The following is a 17,768-nucleotide window of genomic DNA, read 5'->3' as shown; positions in this document are numbered from 1 at the left end:
AAAAGTCTGAGCCCCAACGCCTACCAGACCAACTCCCTCCCCGCAAGGCGCACTTGAGAAACAATATCGTTTATCATTGTTGCAAGTTTTTGCAATGCGACAGTGAGGAACCCTGCGAATGATGTTTCGAAATACCCTGCGCCGCGGCTTGACCTTCACCCTGCTCGGCCTGGCACTCGCCACTCCCCTCACCCAGGCTGCCGACGCGGTTTCCCTGACTCTCTACAACGGTCAACACAAGGAAGTCGGCGACGCGATCGCCAAAGCCTTCGAAGCCAAGACCGGCATTCACGTCAATGTCCGCAAGGGCAGCAGCAATCAGCTGGCCAGCCAGATCATCGAAGAAGGCGACCGCTCCCCCGCCGACGTCATCTACACCGAAGAATCCCCGCCGCTGAACAACCTCGGCGAACAAGGCCTGCTGGCCAAGGCCGACGACGCGACCCTCGCCGTTCTGCCGAAAGAATACGTCGCCGGTAACGGCACCTGGATCGGCGTCACCGCCAGGGTTCGTGTAGTGGCCTTCAACCCGAAACTGGTCGATGAAAAGGACCTGCCGAAATCGGTACTGGATTTCGCCGACCCGCAGTGGCAAGGCAAGGTCGGGTTCGTACCGACCAGCGGCGCGTTCCAGGAACAGGCTGTCGCCATTATCAAAAAACACGGCCGTGAAGCTGCCGAGGAATGGCTGACCGGTCTGCGCGCCTTCGGCAAGACCTACAGCAACAACATGGTCGCCCTCAAGGCTGTGGAAAACGGCGAAGTCGCCACCGTGCTGGTGAACAACTATTACTGGTTCGCCCTGCAACGGGAAAAAGGCCAGCTTGATTCGAAACTGCATTACTTCACCGGCGGTGACGTTGGCGGCCTGATCACCGTGTCCAGCGCAGCCGTGCTGAAATCCAGCAAACATCCAAAAGAAGCCCAGCAATTCCTCGCCTACATGGCCAGCGAAGAAGGCCAGCGCGTGATCACCCAGACCACCGCCGAATACCCGCTGCATAAAGGCATGGAATCGGATCGCGGCCTCAAACCTTTCAGTGAACTGGAAGCGCCGGACGTCACGCCGGCCGATCTCGGTAATGCCGAAGAAGCTTTGGAGCTGGAACGCGAAGTTGGCCTGAACTGATGACCGCATCGTTATCCGCCCCCGCTACACGCGGGGGTTACGTGCCACGGCGCAAGCGGCCGTCGATCTGGCTGGTGCTGCCGGTGTTGTTGCTGGTGGTCATGAGCCTGTTGCCGCTGGCCTACGTCGGGCTCAAAGCCTGGCAAGCAGGCTGGTCCGAGGCGCTGCACTTGCTGTGGCGCCCGTATGTGTTCAGCCTGCTGCGCAACACGCTGGCGCTGATGGTTGGCGTAACCGTGACCTGTGGCGTGATCGGCCTGTCACTGGCGTGGTTGCTGGAGCGCAGCAATCTGCCGGGCCGACGGCTGTGGGGCGTGATTCTTTGCCTGCCGTTCGCGGTGCCGGCATTTGTCAGCAGCTTCACCTGGGTTTCGCTCAGCGCGCAGTTCGAAGGACTCGGCGGGGCGATTCTTGTGATGAGCCTGTCGAAGTACCCGCTGATCTTTCTGCCGGTGGCCGCCACGCTGCGCAATCTTGATCCATCCCTTGAAGAGTCGGCTCGCACACTGGGACAGAATCGCTGGGGCGTGTTTTTCCGCGTCACCCTGCCGCTGCTCTGGCCTTCGCTGCTGGCGGGATCGCTGCTGATTGCATTGCACATGCTGGTGGAATTCGGCGCACTGTCGATCATTGGCCTGCAAACCTTCACCACCGCGATCTACCAGCAGTTCGAACTGGAATTCAGCAATGCCAATGCGGCGATGCTGTCAGCGGTATTGCTGGCGCTGTGCTTGATGCTGTTGTGGCTGGAGCTGCGCGTTCGCGGCAAGGGCCGTCACGTGCGCACCGGCCAAGGTGCGGCGCGTCGGGCTGAACAAGTGCGACTCGGGCCTTGGTCGATCGCCGGCCAGCTGTACTGCCTGATGCTGGCAATTGTCGGCAGCGGGATTCCGCTGGGCATGCTGGCCTACTGGCTCGCCGTGGGGTCGTCAGCAGCCTTCCCGGTGGCAGCAATCACCGAAGCATTGCTGTCGTCACTGGCACTATCGCTGGGTGGCGCGGGATTGTGTCTGGTGCTGGCGGTACCGGTCGGACTGCTGGTGGTGCGCTATAAAGGTCAGCTGGCGATCTGGGCCGAGCGCCTGCCCTATCTGCTGCACGCCCTGCCGGGATTGGTGATCGCCCTGACGCTGGTGTATTTCGCCCTGCATTACGTGCCGGCGCTGTACCAGACCTCCGCGCTGTTGCTGATCGCTTATGCGCTGCTGTTTCTGCCGCTCGCTCAGGCGCCGATCCGCACGGCGTTGAACAAGGCGGCTCCGCAGCTCGAAGAAGCCGCCCGCACTCTGGGCGCTTCTTCATTCACGGCGTTCTGTCGAGTGACCCTGCCGATCATCTTCCCGGCACTGGGTGCGGCGTTCGCTCTGGTGTTTCTGGATGCCATGAAAGAACTGACGGCGACACTGCTGTTGAGTCCGACGGGGCTCAACACATTAGCGACCGAAGTCTGGGCGCACACCGCGAATGTCGAGTTCGCAGCAGCGGCGCCTTATGCGGCGTTGTTGATTGTGGTGTCGGGATTGCCGGTGTACCTGCTGACGACCCGGATGTATTTGAGCCGATAAAAAAATCGCAGCCGAGGCTGCGATTTTTTTTGCCTGTCACATTAAGCCCGGAACTGACCCAGACTCGCTTTGAGCTGCGCCGCCAGACCATCCAGCACCTTGCCGCTGGCCGTGGTCTCGACCACCGCCTGGGCGGCTTTCTCGGCCTGGGCATGGATCGTCTCGACCCGCCAACGCACGGCCTGCGCGCCCTGCGCCTGATGCGCCGCGGCCTGAGTCGCCAGGCCAATCGCCGCATGCACCTGCTCGACCGACGCCTGCACCGATTGCTGCAACCGTGCGCTGTCACGCAGCACCAGCAAACCTTCGCTGGCCTGACGCCCGGCCTGACCGATCGCCTCGACCGCCTCACGGGCACCCTGCTGCAGCGCCACGATATGCGCCTGAATGTCGCCCGTGGAGCTTTGGGTCTTGCTCGCCAACGCGCGGACTTCATCCGCCACCACTGCAAACCCGCGTCCGGTCTCGCCGGCCCGGGCGGCTTCGATGGCCGCGTTGAGCGCCAGCAGGTTGGTCTGCTCGGCGATGCCGTGAATCACGGTCAGCACCACTTCGATCTGCTCGCTCTGCTGCGCCAGCCGCTCGATGACTTTCGCCCCGGTATCGACCTGCCCCGCCAGCGCCTCGATCAGGCTGCCGACCTTGGCCGAAGTGCGAGTGTTCTCGTCGGTGGCTTGGCGAATATCCACCACCTGCTTCAACGCAGCCTGCATCGCATGGCTTTCCGATTGCGCTTCATCGGCCATTTGCGACAGAGCCCGCAAACTTTCGGCCACTTCATCACGCTGCATTCCGGCCGCCGCATCGGCACCGGCATTGCGCAAGGTCATCGCACCAATTTCCACACCGGTACGCTGAGCCACATCCCCGGCCTCGCGCACGATCGGCTGCAACTTCTCCACAAAGCGGTTGACCGCCGACGCCATGTCGCCGATTTCGTCCTTGCTGTTGATCTGCACGCGTTTGGTCAGATCGCCCTCACCTGCTGCCAGATCATCCATGGCGGCGTTGAGCATCTTCAGGCGATTGACCACTCGATGACCGAGCACCACCGCCAGCAGCAACAGCACCCCGGCACCGACCAGCGCCAGGCCCATGCCGATACGCCAGCGCAGAGTTGCTGCTGCGTCCTGCACTGTACTGGTGGTGTTGGCCTTCATTTCAGCAGCCGTGGATTGCGCCGATTGCAGGCGCGCGCGCATGGCGGTGGCGCTGTCGGCAGCAGCGCCTTTGAGGCTGTCACCGACCAGTTGATCGCTGCTGGCAATCAACGCCGTGAAGCGCTGATCGAGCGCCGCCAGATCGGTTTCGACCGAAGCAGTCGAGACACCCATCAGCACCTTGCCGATTTCCACGCCATTGGGGTTGATCGAGGCTTCGAGGTAGTAGACCGACGGATCGTTCTTCGCCGCATCCAGCACTTTATCCAGCGCCCGCTCACCCTGGCCTTTTTCCAAAAGGGCCTTGTTGATCGGGTTTTCGCGGTTGAGGTAGCGGGTCAGATGCTGGCCGGTGGCGTCGTCATACACCACGAACAGCACGTTGGGATTGCGCTGGGCCCGGCGGGCGAACTCGGACAAGGTCGGCACGTCGCTGTCCCACATGGCGCGAGGCGCCACCGAGGCCAGCAACTGGGCCATGTCATTGGCCGAATCCTTCAGGTCTTTTTCCAGAGTCGCACGCAGCTGCGCCTGCTCTTCCTTCAGACGCGAGGAAAGACCGGCGGTAAGACGCTGACGAGTACTTGAGGAGAGGTTGTCGAGGCTCGACGTGACTTCACGCCCGGCTTGCTCCAGCTCACCGGACAACTTCTGACTGTCGGCGCCCAGGCGAGTGCCGAGATCGGCTTCAAGCGCGGTGACGGTGCTCCGCGTCAGGGCGACGGCCACCAGCACTTGCACCAAAAGGGCGATACCAAGGGTAACGAACACAGGCCGCAACAGACGGCTTTGTAACAGTGAGAGAACGGCTGACACTTTGAATCCCTCTACTTCTGACGCCATTAATTTGATGGCACTCTTGTAGACAGAATCACAGCAAAGGTCATGCCGTCCAACAGGCATAAACGACAAAGGCCCCGATGAAGGGGCCTTTGTGTTTTTACATCAACGACTTATCAAGCGAACGGATGGCGCAGAACGATGGTTTCGTTGCGGTCCGGACCCGTCGAAATAATGTCGATCGGCGCGCCGATCAACTCTTCAACGCGTTTGATGTAGGCACGAGCGTTGGCCGGCAGCTCTTCCAGGGTTTTGGCACCCACGGTCGATTCGGTCCAGCCCGGCACTTCTTCGTACACAGGCTGCAGGCCTACGTAGCTGTCAGCGTCAGTTGGAGCAACGGCGTTGCCTTGTGCATCTTTGTAGCCGGTGCAGATGTTGATGGTTTCCAGGCCGTCAAGTACGTCCAGCTTGGTCAGGCAGATGCCCGAGATGCTGTTCACATCGATAGCGCGACGCAGGATAACGGCGTCGAACCAGCCGCAACGACGGGCACGGCCGGTGGTAGCGCCGAACTCGTGACCTTGCTTGGCCAGGTGCGCGCCGACTTCGTCGAACAGCTCGGTCGGGAATGGGCCCGAACCTACGCGAGTGGTGTAAGCCTTGGTGATGCCCAGGATGTAGTCCAGGAACATCGGGCCAACGCCCGAACCGGTCGCCACGCCACCCGCGGTGGTGTTGGAGCTGGTCACGTACGGATAGGTACCGTGGTCGATGTCGAGCAACGAACCCTGGGCGCCTTCGAACATGATGTCTTTGCCGGCGCGACGCAGGTCGTGCAGCTCGGCAGTCACGTCCAGCATCAGCGGCTTGAGCAGCTCGGCGTATTCCTTGCACTCGGCCAGAGTCTTTTCGAACTCGATGGCAGGCTCTTTGTAGTAACCGACCAGCATGAAGTTGTGGTAGTCCACCAGTTCACGCAGCTTGTCTTCAAAGCGCGGCATGTTGAGCAGATCGCCAACACGCAGGCCGCGACGTGCAACCTTGTCTTCGTAAGCCGGGCCGATGCCGCGACCGGTCGTACCGATCTTCAGCTCGCCGCGGGCCTTTTCACGGGCCTGGTCCAGTGCCACGTGGAAGGACAGGATCAACGGGCAGGAAGGGCTGATGCGCAGGCGCTCGCGCACCGGTACGCCTTTCTCTTCCAGCTTGGTGATCTCGCGCAGCAGGGCGTCGGGTGCAACCACCACGCCGTTGCCGATCAGGCACTGCACGCCTTCGCGCAGCACGCCCGACGGGATCAGGTGCAAGACGGTTTTTTCACCATCGATCACCAGAGTGTGACCGGCGTTGTGGCCACCCTGGTAGCGCACTACGGCGGCAGCATGTTCGGTCAGCAGATCAACGATCTTGCCTTTGCCCTCATCACCCCATTGGGTGCCCAGGACTACGACATTCTTACCCATAACACTTGTCCTCATTCGCGCAAACTTGGTGCCGGCTTCAGCCGGCAGGAAAACTCAAGAAGCCAGTGGCGATACTTGCCAAAGCCCGTTCTGCTGGATCAATTGCCGGTCGCAGTCCGCATCACGGGCGGCGGCCAAAGGTTGTCCAGGCAATGCCTGAACGACACGCTGACCCTCACTGCGCAACTGGCAAACCTGCTGCCAGAGTGCCGCATCCGTACTGTCAGGCATCCAGATACCGCCAGACGGTAGCTCGATCTCAGCACGCCCCAGGGTCACCAGGGTTTTCAAATCGGTGGAGAAGCCGGTGGCCGGACGGGCGCGACCGAAGTCGGCGCCGATGTCGTCGTAACGACCGCCCTGAGCGATGGACTGGCCAACGCCCGGCACGAACACCGCGAACACCACACCGGTGTGGTAGTGGTAACCGCGCAACTCGCCCAGATCGAAGTACAGCGGCAGCTCAGGGAAGCGCGCCGACAGACGCTCGGCGATCGCCAGCAAGTCTTCCAGTGCCGCCAGTACCGGCGCCGGCGCATTGGCCAGACGCTCGCGGGCAGCGGTCAGGACTTCACGGCCGCCGCACAGGTCGACCAGCGCGCGCAGCATGCCGGACAGATCGGCCGGCAGGCCTTCGGTCAAGGTAATGACCTCGTCGATGGCCTTGCGTTGCAACGCATCGAACAACTGCTGCTCGACTTCACCCGACAGACCGGCCGCCTGGGCCAGACCGCGGTAGATGCCGACATGCCCGAGGTCCATGTGCACGTCCGGCACATCGGCCAGTTGCAGCATCGCCAGCATCAGGCTGATGACTTCGACGTCGCTGCTCGGGCTGGCATCGCCGTACAACTCGGCACCCAGCTGGATCGGGCTGCGCGAGGACGACAAGGCACGCGGCTGGGCATGCAGCACGCTGCCGGCGTAGCACAGACGGCTCGGGCCTTCGCGACGCAGGGTGTGCGCATCGATGCGCGCCACTTGCGGCGTGATGTCGGCACGGAACCCCATCTGCCGGCCCGATTGCGGGTCGATGACCTTGAAGGTACGCAGATCCAGGTCCTGGCCCGCGCCGGTCAGCAGGGATTCCAGGTACTCGATATGGGGAGTCACGACAAACTCGTAACCCCAGCTCTGGAACAGATCCAACACCTGACGACGCGCGACTTCAATGCGCGCCGCTTCCGGTGGCAGTACTTCTTCGATGCCATCTGGCAGCAGCCAGCGGTCTACCGTTGCCATTACGCCATTCCCCTTAGATCCGGGCGGCCAGCCCGAGGGCGAGCCTTGAGTGAAGCAGAAAATGACCGGCCCGTTCAAAACGCACGCGCATGAACGACGCGGCGAAAGGCCTGTTACCGGCTTCGCCCATCACTTTCCTCGAAAAACTGTCGGGCCATTCAACCCGATCTTCTGCAACAAAAACAGCAATCAAACGTGCAGACGCAAAAAAGCCGGGAATTTCCCGGCTGCCGCATCATACACACGTTTTCCCAAAGGATCACCCCGCCCGAGGTTTTAGCCGCCGGGCGGAATGATTCAGGTCAACGTCGTATCAAGGCTTGGACTTTTCCAGGTAACGGAAGAAGTCGCTGCTTGGGTCGAGGACCAGGACGTCGGATTTGTTCGCGAAGCTTTCACGGTAGGCACGCAGGCTACGGTAGAAACCGTAGAACTCCTGATCCTGACCGTAGGCCTTGGAGTAGATCGCAGCAGCCTGGGCATCACCGTCACCGCGAATCTCTTCGGATTCACGATAGGCTTCAGCCAGCAGCACGCGGCGTTGACGATCGGCGTCGGCACGGATGCCTTCGGCCAGCTCGTTACCCTTGGCGCGGTGCTCGCGAGCTTCACGCTCACGCTCGGTGCTCATACGTTCGAACACGCTGCGGTTCACTTCTTTCGGCAGATCGATGGCCTTGACCCGGACATCGACCACTTCGATACCCAGCTCTTTCTCCGCCATCTTGTTCAGCGACGCGGTGATATCGGCCATCAGCGCATCGCGCTCACCGGATACCACTTCGTGCAGGGTGCGTTTACCAAACTGGTCACGCAGGCCCGATTCCAGACGACGGGACAGACGCTCGTCGGCGATCTGCTTGAGGCCGGACGTTGCGGTGTAGAAGCGCTCGGCATCTTTCACGCGCCACTTGGCGTAGGCATCGACCATCACGGCTTTCTTTTCCAGCGTCAGGAAGCGTTGTGTCGGTGCATCCAGCGTCATCAGACGCGCGTCGAATTTACGCACCTGGTTAACGTAAGGAACCTTCACATGCAGACCCGGCTGAACGTCAGCCTGAACCACGCGACCGAATTGCAGCAACACCGCGCGCTCGGTCTGAGCAACGATGTAGAAGCAGTTCCAGCCAACCAGTACCACGACAACGCCAACGATCAGGGCGATCAGCGATTTATTGCTCATCAGCGGGTCTCCCTTGTGCGCGACTGCGGCACGTCAGTGACATGCGGCGTGACGTCCGTGTTGTTGCTGGCGGCAGCCGAACCGGTGACCGGTGCATTGCTGCCCGAACTGTTCTGAATCATCTTGTCCAGCGGCAGGTAAAGCAGGTTGCTCTGGCCGTTCTTGTTGCCGGTCACGAGAACCTTGCTGGTGCTGCTGAAGACTTCCTGCATGGTGTCCAGATATAGACGCTGACGAGTGACCTCGGGCGCCTTGCGATACTCGGCAACCAGCTTGGTGAAGCGATCCGCCTCACCCTTGGCCCGCGAGACCGTTTCGTCACGGTAACCGTTGGCATCTTCGAGGATGCGCTGGGCCTGACCACGGGCTTCTGGCACCACGCCGTTGGCGTAGGTTTCAGCCTGGTTGCGCGAACGCTGCTCGTCTTCACGGGCGCGGATCACGTCATCGAAGGCTTCCTGCACTTCACGCGGTGCCGCTGCGCTCTGTACGTTGACCTGGGTGACGGTGATACCGGTGCGATAGGTATCGAGGAAGCGTTGCAGACGCTCCTTGATCTCGCTGGCCATCAGCTCACGACCTTCGGTCAGCACCTGGTCCATCGCGGTGGAACCCACCACGTGGCGCAGCGCACTGTCGGTCGCATGTTGCAGGCTGATTTCCGGCTGGTCGACGTTCAGCACGAAGTCCTGCAGGTTGCTGATCTTGTACTGCACGGTCAGCGGCACTTCGACGATGTTCTCGTCTTCGGTCAGCATCTGGCCCTGCTTGGTGTAGGCACGCTCACGCGTGACGTTCTCCATGTACTTCTTGTCGATCGGCGGGAAGTAGATGTTCAGGCCGGGACCGACAGTCTCGTAGTACTTGCCGAAGCGCAGCACCACGGCTTGCTCCTGCTCGTCCACGACATATACCGCGCTATACAGCCAGACGGCCGCCAGCACGACAAGGCCGATGCCGAGCAGGCCGCCGAAGCCGCCGCTCTTGCCCGAGCCACCACCGTCATCACCGCGTTTTTTTCCACCACCGAACAACCCGTTCAGGCTTTCCTGCAGCTTTCGGAAGGCCTCGTCGAGATCCGGCGGCCCCTTGCGGTCGCCGTTGTTGCGACGCTTGCCACCCCAAGGATCCTGATTGTTCGAGTTGCCACCCGGCTCATTCCAAGCCATAGCGCTCTCCATCTGATAAAGCAAAGACGCACCCACGGCGCGCCGACCAATGCTACAGAATGCCTGCCGTTGCGGCACAACCGCTTTGCCAGGCTTTTATTGCAAAGTGTGTTGCTCGATGAACTCCGTCGGCACAACGCCTTCACGACTCACCAGTCGATTGAGCTCCGAGCGTGGCAATCGAACGGCCAGCAAGCTGACCCCTTCTTCGTCGTGTTCTTCTTTCTGTACCGCGCCCAGTTCGAAGAACTGCGCACGCAGACGCGCGAACCGCTGAGGCAGGCGCAAGGTTCCCACGAACAGGTCGCTGCCCAACAACTCGGCAATCGCCTGCTCGAGCAATTCCAGACCGGTGCCATCACGCGCAGACAGCCAGACCCGCTGGGGCTTGCCGTTTTCATCGCGCTGGATTTGTGGCTCAACGCCTTCAAGCAAATCGAGTTTGTTATAGACCTCGAGGATCGGCAAGTCCTGGGCACCGATCTCGCCCAGCACTACCATCACCTGCTCGATCTGCAACATGCGATCCGGTTCGGCCGCATCGATCACGTGCAGCAGCAGATCGGAGTTGCTCGACTCTTCGAGCGTAGACCGAAATGCCTCGACCAGTTTGTGTGGCAAGTGGCGGATGAACCCTACCGTGTCGGCCAGGACAATCGGCCCCAGGTCGTCCAGATCCAGACGGCGCAGGGTCGGGTCGAGCGTGGCGAACAGCTGGTCAGCCGCGTACACGTCGGACTTGGTCACGTTATTGAACAGCGTGGACTTGCCGGCGTTGGTGTATCCCACCAGAGACACGGTAGGGATATCCGCACGCGAGCGGCCACGACGCGACTGTTCGCGCTGGCTGCGCACTTTTTCCAGACGGCCCTTGATCTGGCGCAGGCGAACCCGCAGCAGTCGCCGGTCGGTTTCGAGCTGGGTTTCACCCGGGCCGCGCATGCCGATACCACCACCTTGACGCTCAAGGTGAGTCCAGCCGCGAACCAGCCGGGTGCTCATGTGGTCAAGCTGGGCCAGTTCTACCTGGAGCTTGCCCTCATGGGTACGGGCGCGTTGGGCGAAAATATCGAGAATCAGACCGGTACGGTCGATCACGCGACACTCGAAAACACGTTCGAGGTTACGTTCCTGACTGGGCGTGAGGACGTGATTGAAGATCACCAGATCGGCTTCTTCGGCGTGGACCAGGTCGCGCAGTTCCTCGACCTTGCCGCTGCCAATCAGGTATTTGGCGGTTGGCCGATGACGCGGCACGTTAAAAAACGCAACGGTCTCGGCGCCAGCCGAATTTGCCAGTTCCTGAAACTCCTGCGGATCTTCGCGCGCCTCAGGGTCCTGTCCATCCAAGTGAACGAGGATGACTCGTTCACCACCACCGTGGCGCTCAAAGAACAAAGGAGACTCCTATCAGGCGTTACCTGGCTCAGCGTCACCTGCTTCGGATTCGGTTGCGCTTGGCAGACGAATTGGACGAACCGGCACGACTGTAGAGATAGCGTGTTTGTAAACCATCTGGCTGACGGTGTTCTTCAGCAGGATAACGAACTGGTCGAACGACTCGATCGTGCCTTGCAGTTTGATCCCGTTCACCAGGTAGATGGAAACCCCCACTTTCTCTTTACGTAAAGTATTCAAGTAAGGGTCTTGTAGCGAATGCCCTTTTGACATGTGCCGCACTCCTTTAAGGATTCAATATAAAAAATAGGTAAACAGATGGCTTTTGCCGCCACACCCCCAAGGATAGACGGCAATTGCAAGGACTCAGCTCAATATGGAGATCGTCCCAAGGTATTTCAAGGCGCGTGGCAGATTGTCGCAATCCAGACTGTCGAGCCAGTGTAAATCTTTCCAGCTGCGCAGCCAGGTGAACTGGCGTTTGGCCAATTGGCGCGTGGCGATGATGCCCCGCTCCTGCATCTCGGCCGACGTCAGCTTGCCATCCAGGAAGTCCCAGACCTGGCGGTAGCCTACCGCACGTATAGACGGCAACCCGGCATGCAGGTCACTTCTATTACGCAGGGCTACGACCTCGTCGATGAATCCCTGTTCCAGCATATTTGTGAATCTTTGTTTAATGCGCTCGTGCAGTACCTGCCGATTAGTTGGAGCAATCGCCAGGTTCGCGACAGTATAGGGCAATTGTTGCAGTCCCGATGCGGCCGCTTCGGTACTTTGTACAGATTGTTTCAGCCGCAGTTCAGTCATGCTCTGACCGCTGACCCGGTAAACTTCCAGCGCACGACTCAGTCGTTGTGGATCGTTCGGATGAATGCGTGCCGCAGACTCCGGATCGATGACCGCCAGTTGATCGTGCAGGGCCTGCCAGCCAAGGCGTGCAGCCTCTTCTTCGATTTGCGCGCGAACCTCGGGATCGGCCGCCGGCATGTCCGCCAGACCTTCGATCAAAGCCTTGTAATAGAGCATCGTGCCGCCCACCAGCAGCGGAATTTTTCCGCGTGCGGTGATCTCGGCCATGGCCTGGAGCGCATCGCGGCGGAAATCCGCTGCCGAATAGGCTTCGGCCGGGTCGAGAATGTCGATCAACCGGTGCGGAAACTCGGCCAGCAGTTCTTTGGACGGTTTGGCGGTGCCGATGTCCATGCCGCGATAGACCAGCGCCGAATCGACGCTGATCAGCTCGCACGGCAGTACCTTGGTCAGCTCGATGGCCAGATCGGTCTTGCCCGCAGCGGTCGGGCCCATCAGGAAAATCGCTGGAGGAAGCTGGCTCATCAACGACCGCGCAGGAACAGTTTGTCCAGATCGTCCAGGCCCAGTTGGGTCCAGGTCGGTCGGCCATGGTTGCATTGACCGCTGCGCTCGGTATTTTCCATGTCGCGCAGCAGGCCGTTCATTTCCGGCAGGGCCAGGCGCCGGTTGGCGCGGATCGCGCCGTGGCAGGCCATGGTGCCGAGCAATTCGTTCAGATGTGCCTGGATCCGGTCGCTGGTGCCGTATTCCATCAAGTCCGACAGCACATCACCCACCAGACGGTTGGCTTCGGCCTGCTTGAGCAGGGCCGGAATCTGCCGGATGGCCAGGGTTTCCGGGCCAAGGCGCTGCAATTCAAAACCGAGGCGCTGGAACCACGCCGCATGTTCTTCGGCGCAATCGGCCTCGCGCTGACTGACCGCCAGGGATTCCGGCACCAGCAAAGGCTGACCGCTAAGGCCTTCGCTGGCCATGGCGATCTTCAGACGCTCGTACATGATGCGCTCGTGAGCGGCGTGCATGTCCACCAAAACCAGGCCTTGGGCGTTCTCGGACAGAATGTAGATGCCCTTGAGCTGCGCCAGCGCATAGCCCAGCGGCGGAATGTCTTCCTGACCGGCTGGCAATGCATTGGCGTTGGCCTCGGGCAGCGGCGCAAAAAACTCGCGGTACGCGGCCTGGGCCTCGGCTACCGGCACGCTCGATTGCGGACGCGGCGTGTATTGATACTGATAAGCCCCGCCAGCGCTGGCACCCGACGAGGTATTGAACGCCGGTTGCGCCTGTGGTTGCTCCAGCAACGCATTGGCCGCCAGACGCATTTCGCCCTGCGGCCCGAACTCACCGGCTTCAAGGCCGGTTGGCCGGATGATCGCGGTGGTGACCGAACCGGCAAGCTGATCTTCCGGCCGCACATCGCCGAGGGCACGGTGCAAGGTGCCATACAGGAAGTCATGCACCATGCGCCCATCGCGGAAGCGCACTTCGTGTTTGGTCGGGTGCACGTTGACGTCGACCGCTGCCGGATCGACCTCGAAAAACAGTGCGAACGTCGGATGCCGGCCATTGAACAGCACATCGCGATAAGCCTGACGCACCGCGTGGGCCACCAGTTTGTCGCGCACCGCACGGCCGTTGACGAAGAAATACTGCAAGTCCGCCTGACTGCGGTTGAAGGTCGGCAGACCGACCCAACCCCACAAATGCAGGCCATTGCGCTCGATCTCGATCGGCAACGCCTGCTCAAGGAAGCCCGAACCGCAGATCGCCGCCACACGCCGTGCGCGCGCCGCGTCATCGTGGGCTTCGTGCAGGCTGAGGATGGTCTTGCCGTTGTGACGCAGATGGAACGCCACGTCGAAACGCGCCAGCGCCAAACGCTTGATCACTTCTTGCAGGTGATCGAATTCGGTTTTTTCAGTCTTGAGGAATTTGCGTCGCGCCGGGGTGTTGAAGAACAGGTCACGGACTTCCACCGACGTGCCGACCGGGTGCGCCGCCGGCTGCACGCGGGGCGCCATGTCGCGGCCTTCGGTCTCGACCTGCCAGGCCTGATCGGCATCTCGGGTGCGCGAGGTCAGGGTCAGACGTGCCACGGAGCTGATCGATGCCAAAGCCTCGCCCCGGAAACCCAGGCTCATTACTTGCTCAAGGTCTTCCAGGTTGCGGATCTTGCTGGTGGCGTGACGCGCCAGGGCCAGCGGCAGGTCATCGGCGGAAATACCGCTGCCGTCGTCACGCACACGCAGCAGTTTGACGCCGCCCTGCTCAACATCGACGTCGATACGTTTGGCGCCGGAGTCGAGGCTGTTTTCCAGCAGCTCCTTGATCACCGAGGCCGGGCGTTCGACCACCTCACCGGCGGCAATCTGGTTCGCCAGCCGCGGGCTGAGCAGTTCGATGCGGGCAGCGTTCAGGACCTGATTCATTCTTTGGACGCCAGTTCGGTGCCGGGAATGGTCAGGTGCTGACCGACTTTCAGATCATCGCTTTTCAGATTGTTGGCGCTGCGCAACGTGGCCGGCGAAATCTGGTAACGCACGGCAATCATCGCCACGGTTTCACCCGGACCTACCCGGTGATCACGCGGCCCCTGAGCAATCTTGCCCGAATCACGCAGCCAGGCGATGTAAGTGCCCGGTGGCGGATTCTGCTGGAAGAACTGACGCACGCCGCTGCTGATCGAACGCGCCAGCGCCTGCTGGTGGCTCGCTGCCGAGAGTTTGTTTGCTTCGTTGGCGTTGGAGATGAAGCCGGTTTCCACCAGGATCGACGGGATGTCCGGCGATTTCAGCACCATGAACCCGGCCTGTTCCACGCGCTGTTTGTGCAGCGGGGTGACCCGGCCAATGTTGGTCAGGACTTTCTGGCCGACGTTGAGGCTGGAGGTCAGCGAGGCGGTCATCGACAGGTCGAGCAGAACGCCGGCCAGCATCCGGTCCTTGTCGTCGAGGCTGACGTTGCCGGCACCGCCGATCAGGTCGGATCGGTTTTCGCTGTCGGCCAGCCAACGGGCGGTTTCCGAAGTGGCGCCACGGTCGGACAGGGCGAACACCGACGCACCGAACGCGGCCGCAGACGGCGCGGCGTCGGCGTGGATCGAGACGAACAGGTCTGCGCCCTTCTTGCGAGCAATCTCAGTACGGCCGCGCAGCGGGATGAAGTAGTCGCCGGTACGGGTCAGTTCGGCGCGGAAGCCTTTCATGCCGTTGACCTGACGCTGCAACTCGCGGGCGATCTGCAGTACCACGTCTTTCTCGCGCTGACCGCGAGAACCGGACGCACCCGGGTCTTCGCCGCCGTGACCGGCGTCGATCACCACAATGATGTCGCGCTTGCCGGCCGGGGCCGGTGGCAGTTTGATCGCAGGCTCGGCCGGGGTGACCGGCACCGCAGGCACGGTCGCAACCGTTGGGGTCGGCGCAGGTGTCGGCGGTGGTGCGGCGTCAGCCGGGTTGTCGAACAGATCGACCACCAGACGGTTGCCATATTGCGCATTCGGCGCCAGCGAGAAGCTTTTCGGGGTGACGGCTTTTTTCAGGTCGATGACCACCCGCAGGTCGGTCGGCGTACGTTGGGCCGAGCGCATGGCGGTGATCGGCGTATTGGCGGTCTGCACATTCAGCGGCGCGCCGAGGGTGGCGCCGTTGATGTCGATCACCAGACGATCCGGCGCGGTCAGCGTGAAGACGCTGTGTTGTACCGGGCCTGTCAGGTCGAACACCAGTCGCGTGTTGTCCGGCGCCCGCCACAGGCGCACGCTGTTGACCTTCGTCTCGGCCACAGCGTTGACGGTTACTGCCATCAACATCAGTCCAGCGGCAGCCACCAACGCGCGAAAGCGCATACCTAACCCCATCATTCAATTGGTTTCCAATGCCAAAGCGGCACACCAGGCCTCGCCGCGCGAGCCCTGGGATAAAATGGTCAGCGAACGTCCGCTGTCTTGCGGGCTAATGGTAATGGTCAGGTCAGGCTTTGGCAAAAAGCCTGCACCTTTATCGGGCCATTCGATCAGGCACAGGGCGTCGTCTTCGAAATAGTCGCGAATCCCGAGAAACTCCAGCTCTTCCGGATCGACCAGGCGATACAGGTCGAAGTGAAACGCCCGGACGTCACCGATCTCGTAGGGCTCGACCAACGTGAAGGTCGGACTTTTCACAGCCCCCACGTGCCCCAGACCGCGAATGATGCCCCGCGACAGCGTGGTTTTGCCCATCCCGAGGTTGCCTTCGAGAAAGATCAGACCATGGCCCTGGGTGATACGGGCGATGCGTGCGCCAAAGTCGCTCATGGCCTGTTCATCGGCCAGGTACAGGGTTACTTCAGACACGGTGCATGCTCCTCCAACAACTGACGAATGGCTGGAATCAGATCACTGGCCGCCAGCCCACGGCCGAATTTACCTTGTTGCGCCCCAGCGCTGGCGTGCAGCCAGACCGCCAGACAAGCCGCGTCGAACGCATTCATACCTTGGGCAAGCAGCGCGCCGACCAGACCGGCCAATACATCGCCAAGACCGGCAGTAGCCATGGCCGGATGGCCTTGATGACACAGCGCCAGACGACCATCGGGATGAGCAATCAGACTGCCTGCGCCTTTGAGCACCACCACCGCTGTATATTTTTCGCTCAACGCCAGCGCCGCCGCCGGACGATCGGCCTGCACCTCGGCAGTGCTGATCCCCAGCAGCCGCGCCGCCTCTCCCGGATGCGGCGTGATCACGCAATCCTTGGGCAGACTGACAAAACCGGAGGCCAGCAGGTTCAGTGCATCGGCATCCCACACCTGCGGCAGCGAGGCATTGGCAGCGGCCGACAACAGCGCCCGCCCCCAACTCGCCTGCCCAAGCCCCGGCCCGACCACCAGCATGGACACCCTTTCCAGCAGCCCCATCAATTGATTGGCCGAAGAAGTGCCCAGCACCATGGCTTCCGGCACCCGGCTCAACGCCGCCGGCACATGTTCCGGACGGGTCGCCAGCGAAACCATCCCGGCCCCGCTGCGCAACGCACTTTCGGTGCTCAACAGAATTGCTCCGCCAAAACCGTGATCGCCGCCGATCAGCAGCACATGGCCAAAACGCCCCTTGTGCGCCGCCGGCGTACGGGCCGCCAGACGCGGCAGGTTAATCGCGTTGAGACGTTGAGCGGCGGCTGGAATGTCAGTGAAGTTTTCGGCCGAGGCCTGCAGATCGTTAAACAGCAGTTCGCCGACGTGATCCGCCGCCGCGCCCGTGAACAGCCCGAGCTTCAGGCCGATGAAAGTCACGGTGAGGTCAGCGCGCACCGCATCACCCAGCGCATGACCAGTGTCGGCGCACAATCCGGAAGGAATATCGACCGCCACCACCGGCAGTCTGCTGGCATTGATCGCCGCAATCGCAGCGGCATAGGGCTCACGCACCTCGCCGCTCAGGCCGGTGCCGAGCAACGCGTCAACAACGATGCCGCGCAACTCGCAGGACACATCCCACGGGGCAATCGAGACGCTGTCGGCCACGGCTTCGGCGTGCGCCACGGCGGCATCGCCCTTCAAACGTTGCGGGTCGCCGACAGCCAGTACCTGAACCTGCCAACCCGCACGGTGGGCCAGCGCCGCCACCAGATAACCATCGCCGGCGTTGTTGCCGTGCCCGGCCAGCACCGTCAATTCATTCGCGGCCGGCCATTGGCGTACCAGTGCGCGCCAGGTGGCATGGGCGGCACGCTGCATCAATTCGAAGCCCGGCGTGCCGGCGGCGATCAGCCGTGCGTCGAGTTCGCGCACCTGCGCGGCACGGTACAGCGCGTCGGGTAATTGATCTTTAGTGTGCGGCATGCGTCTTCGGGCTCCGATGTCTGGCAGAATTATACGCACC

The 17,768-nt window shown here is 61.6% G+C and carries 14 protein-coding genes; 2 read left to right on the top strand and 12 right to left on the bottom strand.

Features of this window, described 5'->3' with window-relative positions:
• The first annotated feature begins 118 nt into the window (after positions 1-118).
• Together C1X29_RS04910 and C1X29_RS04905 are read left to right on the top strand one after the other, a co-directional pair.
• Positions 119-1,129: an extracellular solute-binding protein gene (locus C1X29_RS04910; RefSeq protein WP_085746511.1), complete on the top strand. Its 1,011-nt coding sequence runs from the start codon at positions 119-121 to the stop codon at positions 1,127-1,129.
• On the top strand, positions 1,129-2,694 hold the full coding sequence (locus tag C1X29_RS04905) for an iron ABC transporter permease (protein WP_102716969.1): 1,566 nt from the start codon (positions 1,129-1,131) through the stop codon (positions 2,692-2,694). Before C1X29_RS04910 ends, C1X29_RS04905 begins: the two co-directional genes overlap by 1 nt.
• Positions 2,695-2,735: 41 nt before the next feature.
• Here C1X29_RS04905 and C1X29_RS04900 read toward each other — a convergent pair whose 3' ends face one another.
• From C1X29_RS04900 to C1X29_RS04845, 12 genes are all read right to left on the bottom strand, one after another.
• Entirely contained in the window at positions 2,736-4,670 is a 1,935-nt protein-coding gene (locus tag C1X29_RS04900) for a methyl-accepting chemotaxis protein (protein WP_102716996.1), read from the bottom strand.
• Between the two features lie 140 nt (positions 4,671-4,810).
• Positions 4,811-6,100 carry an adenylosuccinate synthase gene (locus C1X29_RS04895; RefSeq protein WP_085711159.1) on the bottom strand — a complete coding sequence of 430 codons (1,290 nt, stop codon included), beginning with the start codon at positions 6,098-6,100 and terminating at the stop codon, positions 4,811-4,813.
• A 54-nt stretch (positions 6,101-6,154) separates the two neighbouring features.
• Entirely contained in the window at positions 6,155-7,342 is a 1,188-nt protein-coding gene (locus C1X29_RS04890; RefSeq protein WP_102686781.1) for an ATP phosphoribosyltransferase regulatory subunit, read from the bottom strand.
• Between the two features lie 313 nt (positions 7,343-7,655).
• Entirely contained in the window at positions 7,656-8,525 is an 870-nt protein-coding gene (gene hflC / locus C1X29_RS04885) for a protease modulator HflC (protein ID WP_007950723.1), read from the bottom strand.
• Positions 8,525-9,694 carry an FtsH protease activity modulator HflK gene (gene hflK / locus C1X29_RS04880; protein WP_039766653.1) on the bottom strand — a complete coding sequence of 390 codons (1,170 nt, stop codon included), beginning with the start codon at positions 9,692-9,694 and terminating at the stop codon, positions 8,525-8,527. Before hflK ends, hflC begins: the two co-directional genes overlap by 1 nt.
• 96 nt (positions 9,695-9,790) lie before the next feature.
• A complete protein-coding gene (gene hflX, locus C1X29_RS04875; protein ID WP_007950725.1) occupies positions 9,791-11,092 on the bottom strand; it encodes a ribosome rescue GTPase HflX in 1,302 nt (433 codons plus the stop codon).
• 12 nt (positions 11,093-11,104) lie between these two features.
• Complete coding sequence (hfq, locus tag C1X29_RS04870) at positions 11,105-11,365, bottom strand: RNA chaperone Hfq (protein WP_007902656.1); 261 nt, start codon at positions 11,363-11,365, stop codon at positions 11,105-11,107.
• Positions 11,366-11,458: 93 nt separating this feature from the next.
• Complete coding sequence (miaA, locus tag C1X29_RS04865; protein WP_085746507.1) at positions 11,459-12,430, bottom strand: tRNA (adenosine(37)-N6)-dimethylallyltransferase MiaA; 972 nt, start codon at positions 12,428-12,430, stop codon at positions 11,459-11,461.
• Positions 12,430-14,337, bottom strand: a complete 1,908-nt coding sequence (gene mutL / locus C1X29_RS04860) for a DNA mismatch repair endonuclease MutL (RefSeq protein WP_102716968.1) — start codon at positions 14,335-14,337, stop codon at positions 12,430-12,432. Before mutL ends, miaA begins: the two co-directional genes overlap by 1 nt.
• Positions 14,334-15,770: an N-acetylmuramoyl-L-alanine amidase gene (locus C1X29_RS04855; RefSeq protein WP_085746505.1), complete on the bottom strand. Its 1,437-nt coding sequence runs from the start codon at positions 15,768-15,770 to the stop codon at positions 14,334-14,336. The genes mutL and C1X29_RS04855 overlap by 4 nt, the downstream gene beginning before the upstream one ends.
• A complete protein-coding gene (tsaE, locus tag C1X29_RS04850) occupies positions 15,771-16,241 on the bottom strand; it encodes a tRNA (adenosine(37)-N6)-threonylcarbamoyltransferase complex ATPase subunit type 1 TsaE (RefSeq protein WP_007950729.1) in 471 nt (156 codons plus the stop codon). It lies immediately after the preceding gene.
• A complete protein-coding gene (locus C1X29_RS04845; RefSeq protein WP_102716967.1) occupies positions 16,229-17,728 on the bottom strand; it encodes an NAD(P)H-hydrate dehydratase in 1,500 nt (499 codons plus the stop codon). Before C1X29_RS04845 ends, tsaE begins: the two co-directional genes overlap by 13 nt.
• Between the last annotated feature and the right edge of the window lie 40 nt (positions 17,729-17,768).

Origin of the sequence: Pseudomonas sp. GW456-12-10-14-LB2 (assembly GCF_002884345.1) — a bacterium.
Lineage (GTDB): Bacteria > Pseudomonadota > Gammaproteobacteria > Pseudomonadales > Pseudomonadaceae > Aquipseudomonas > Aquipseudomonas paraglycinae.
This window is presented reverse-complemented; position numbering and strand designations above follow the sequence as displayed.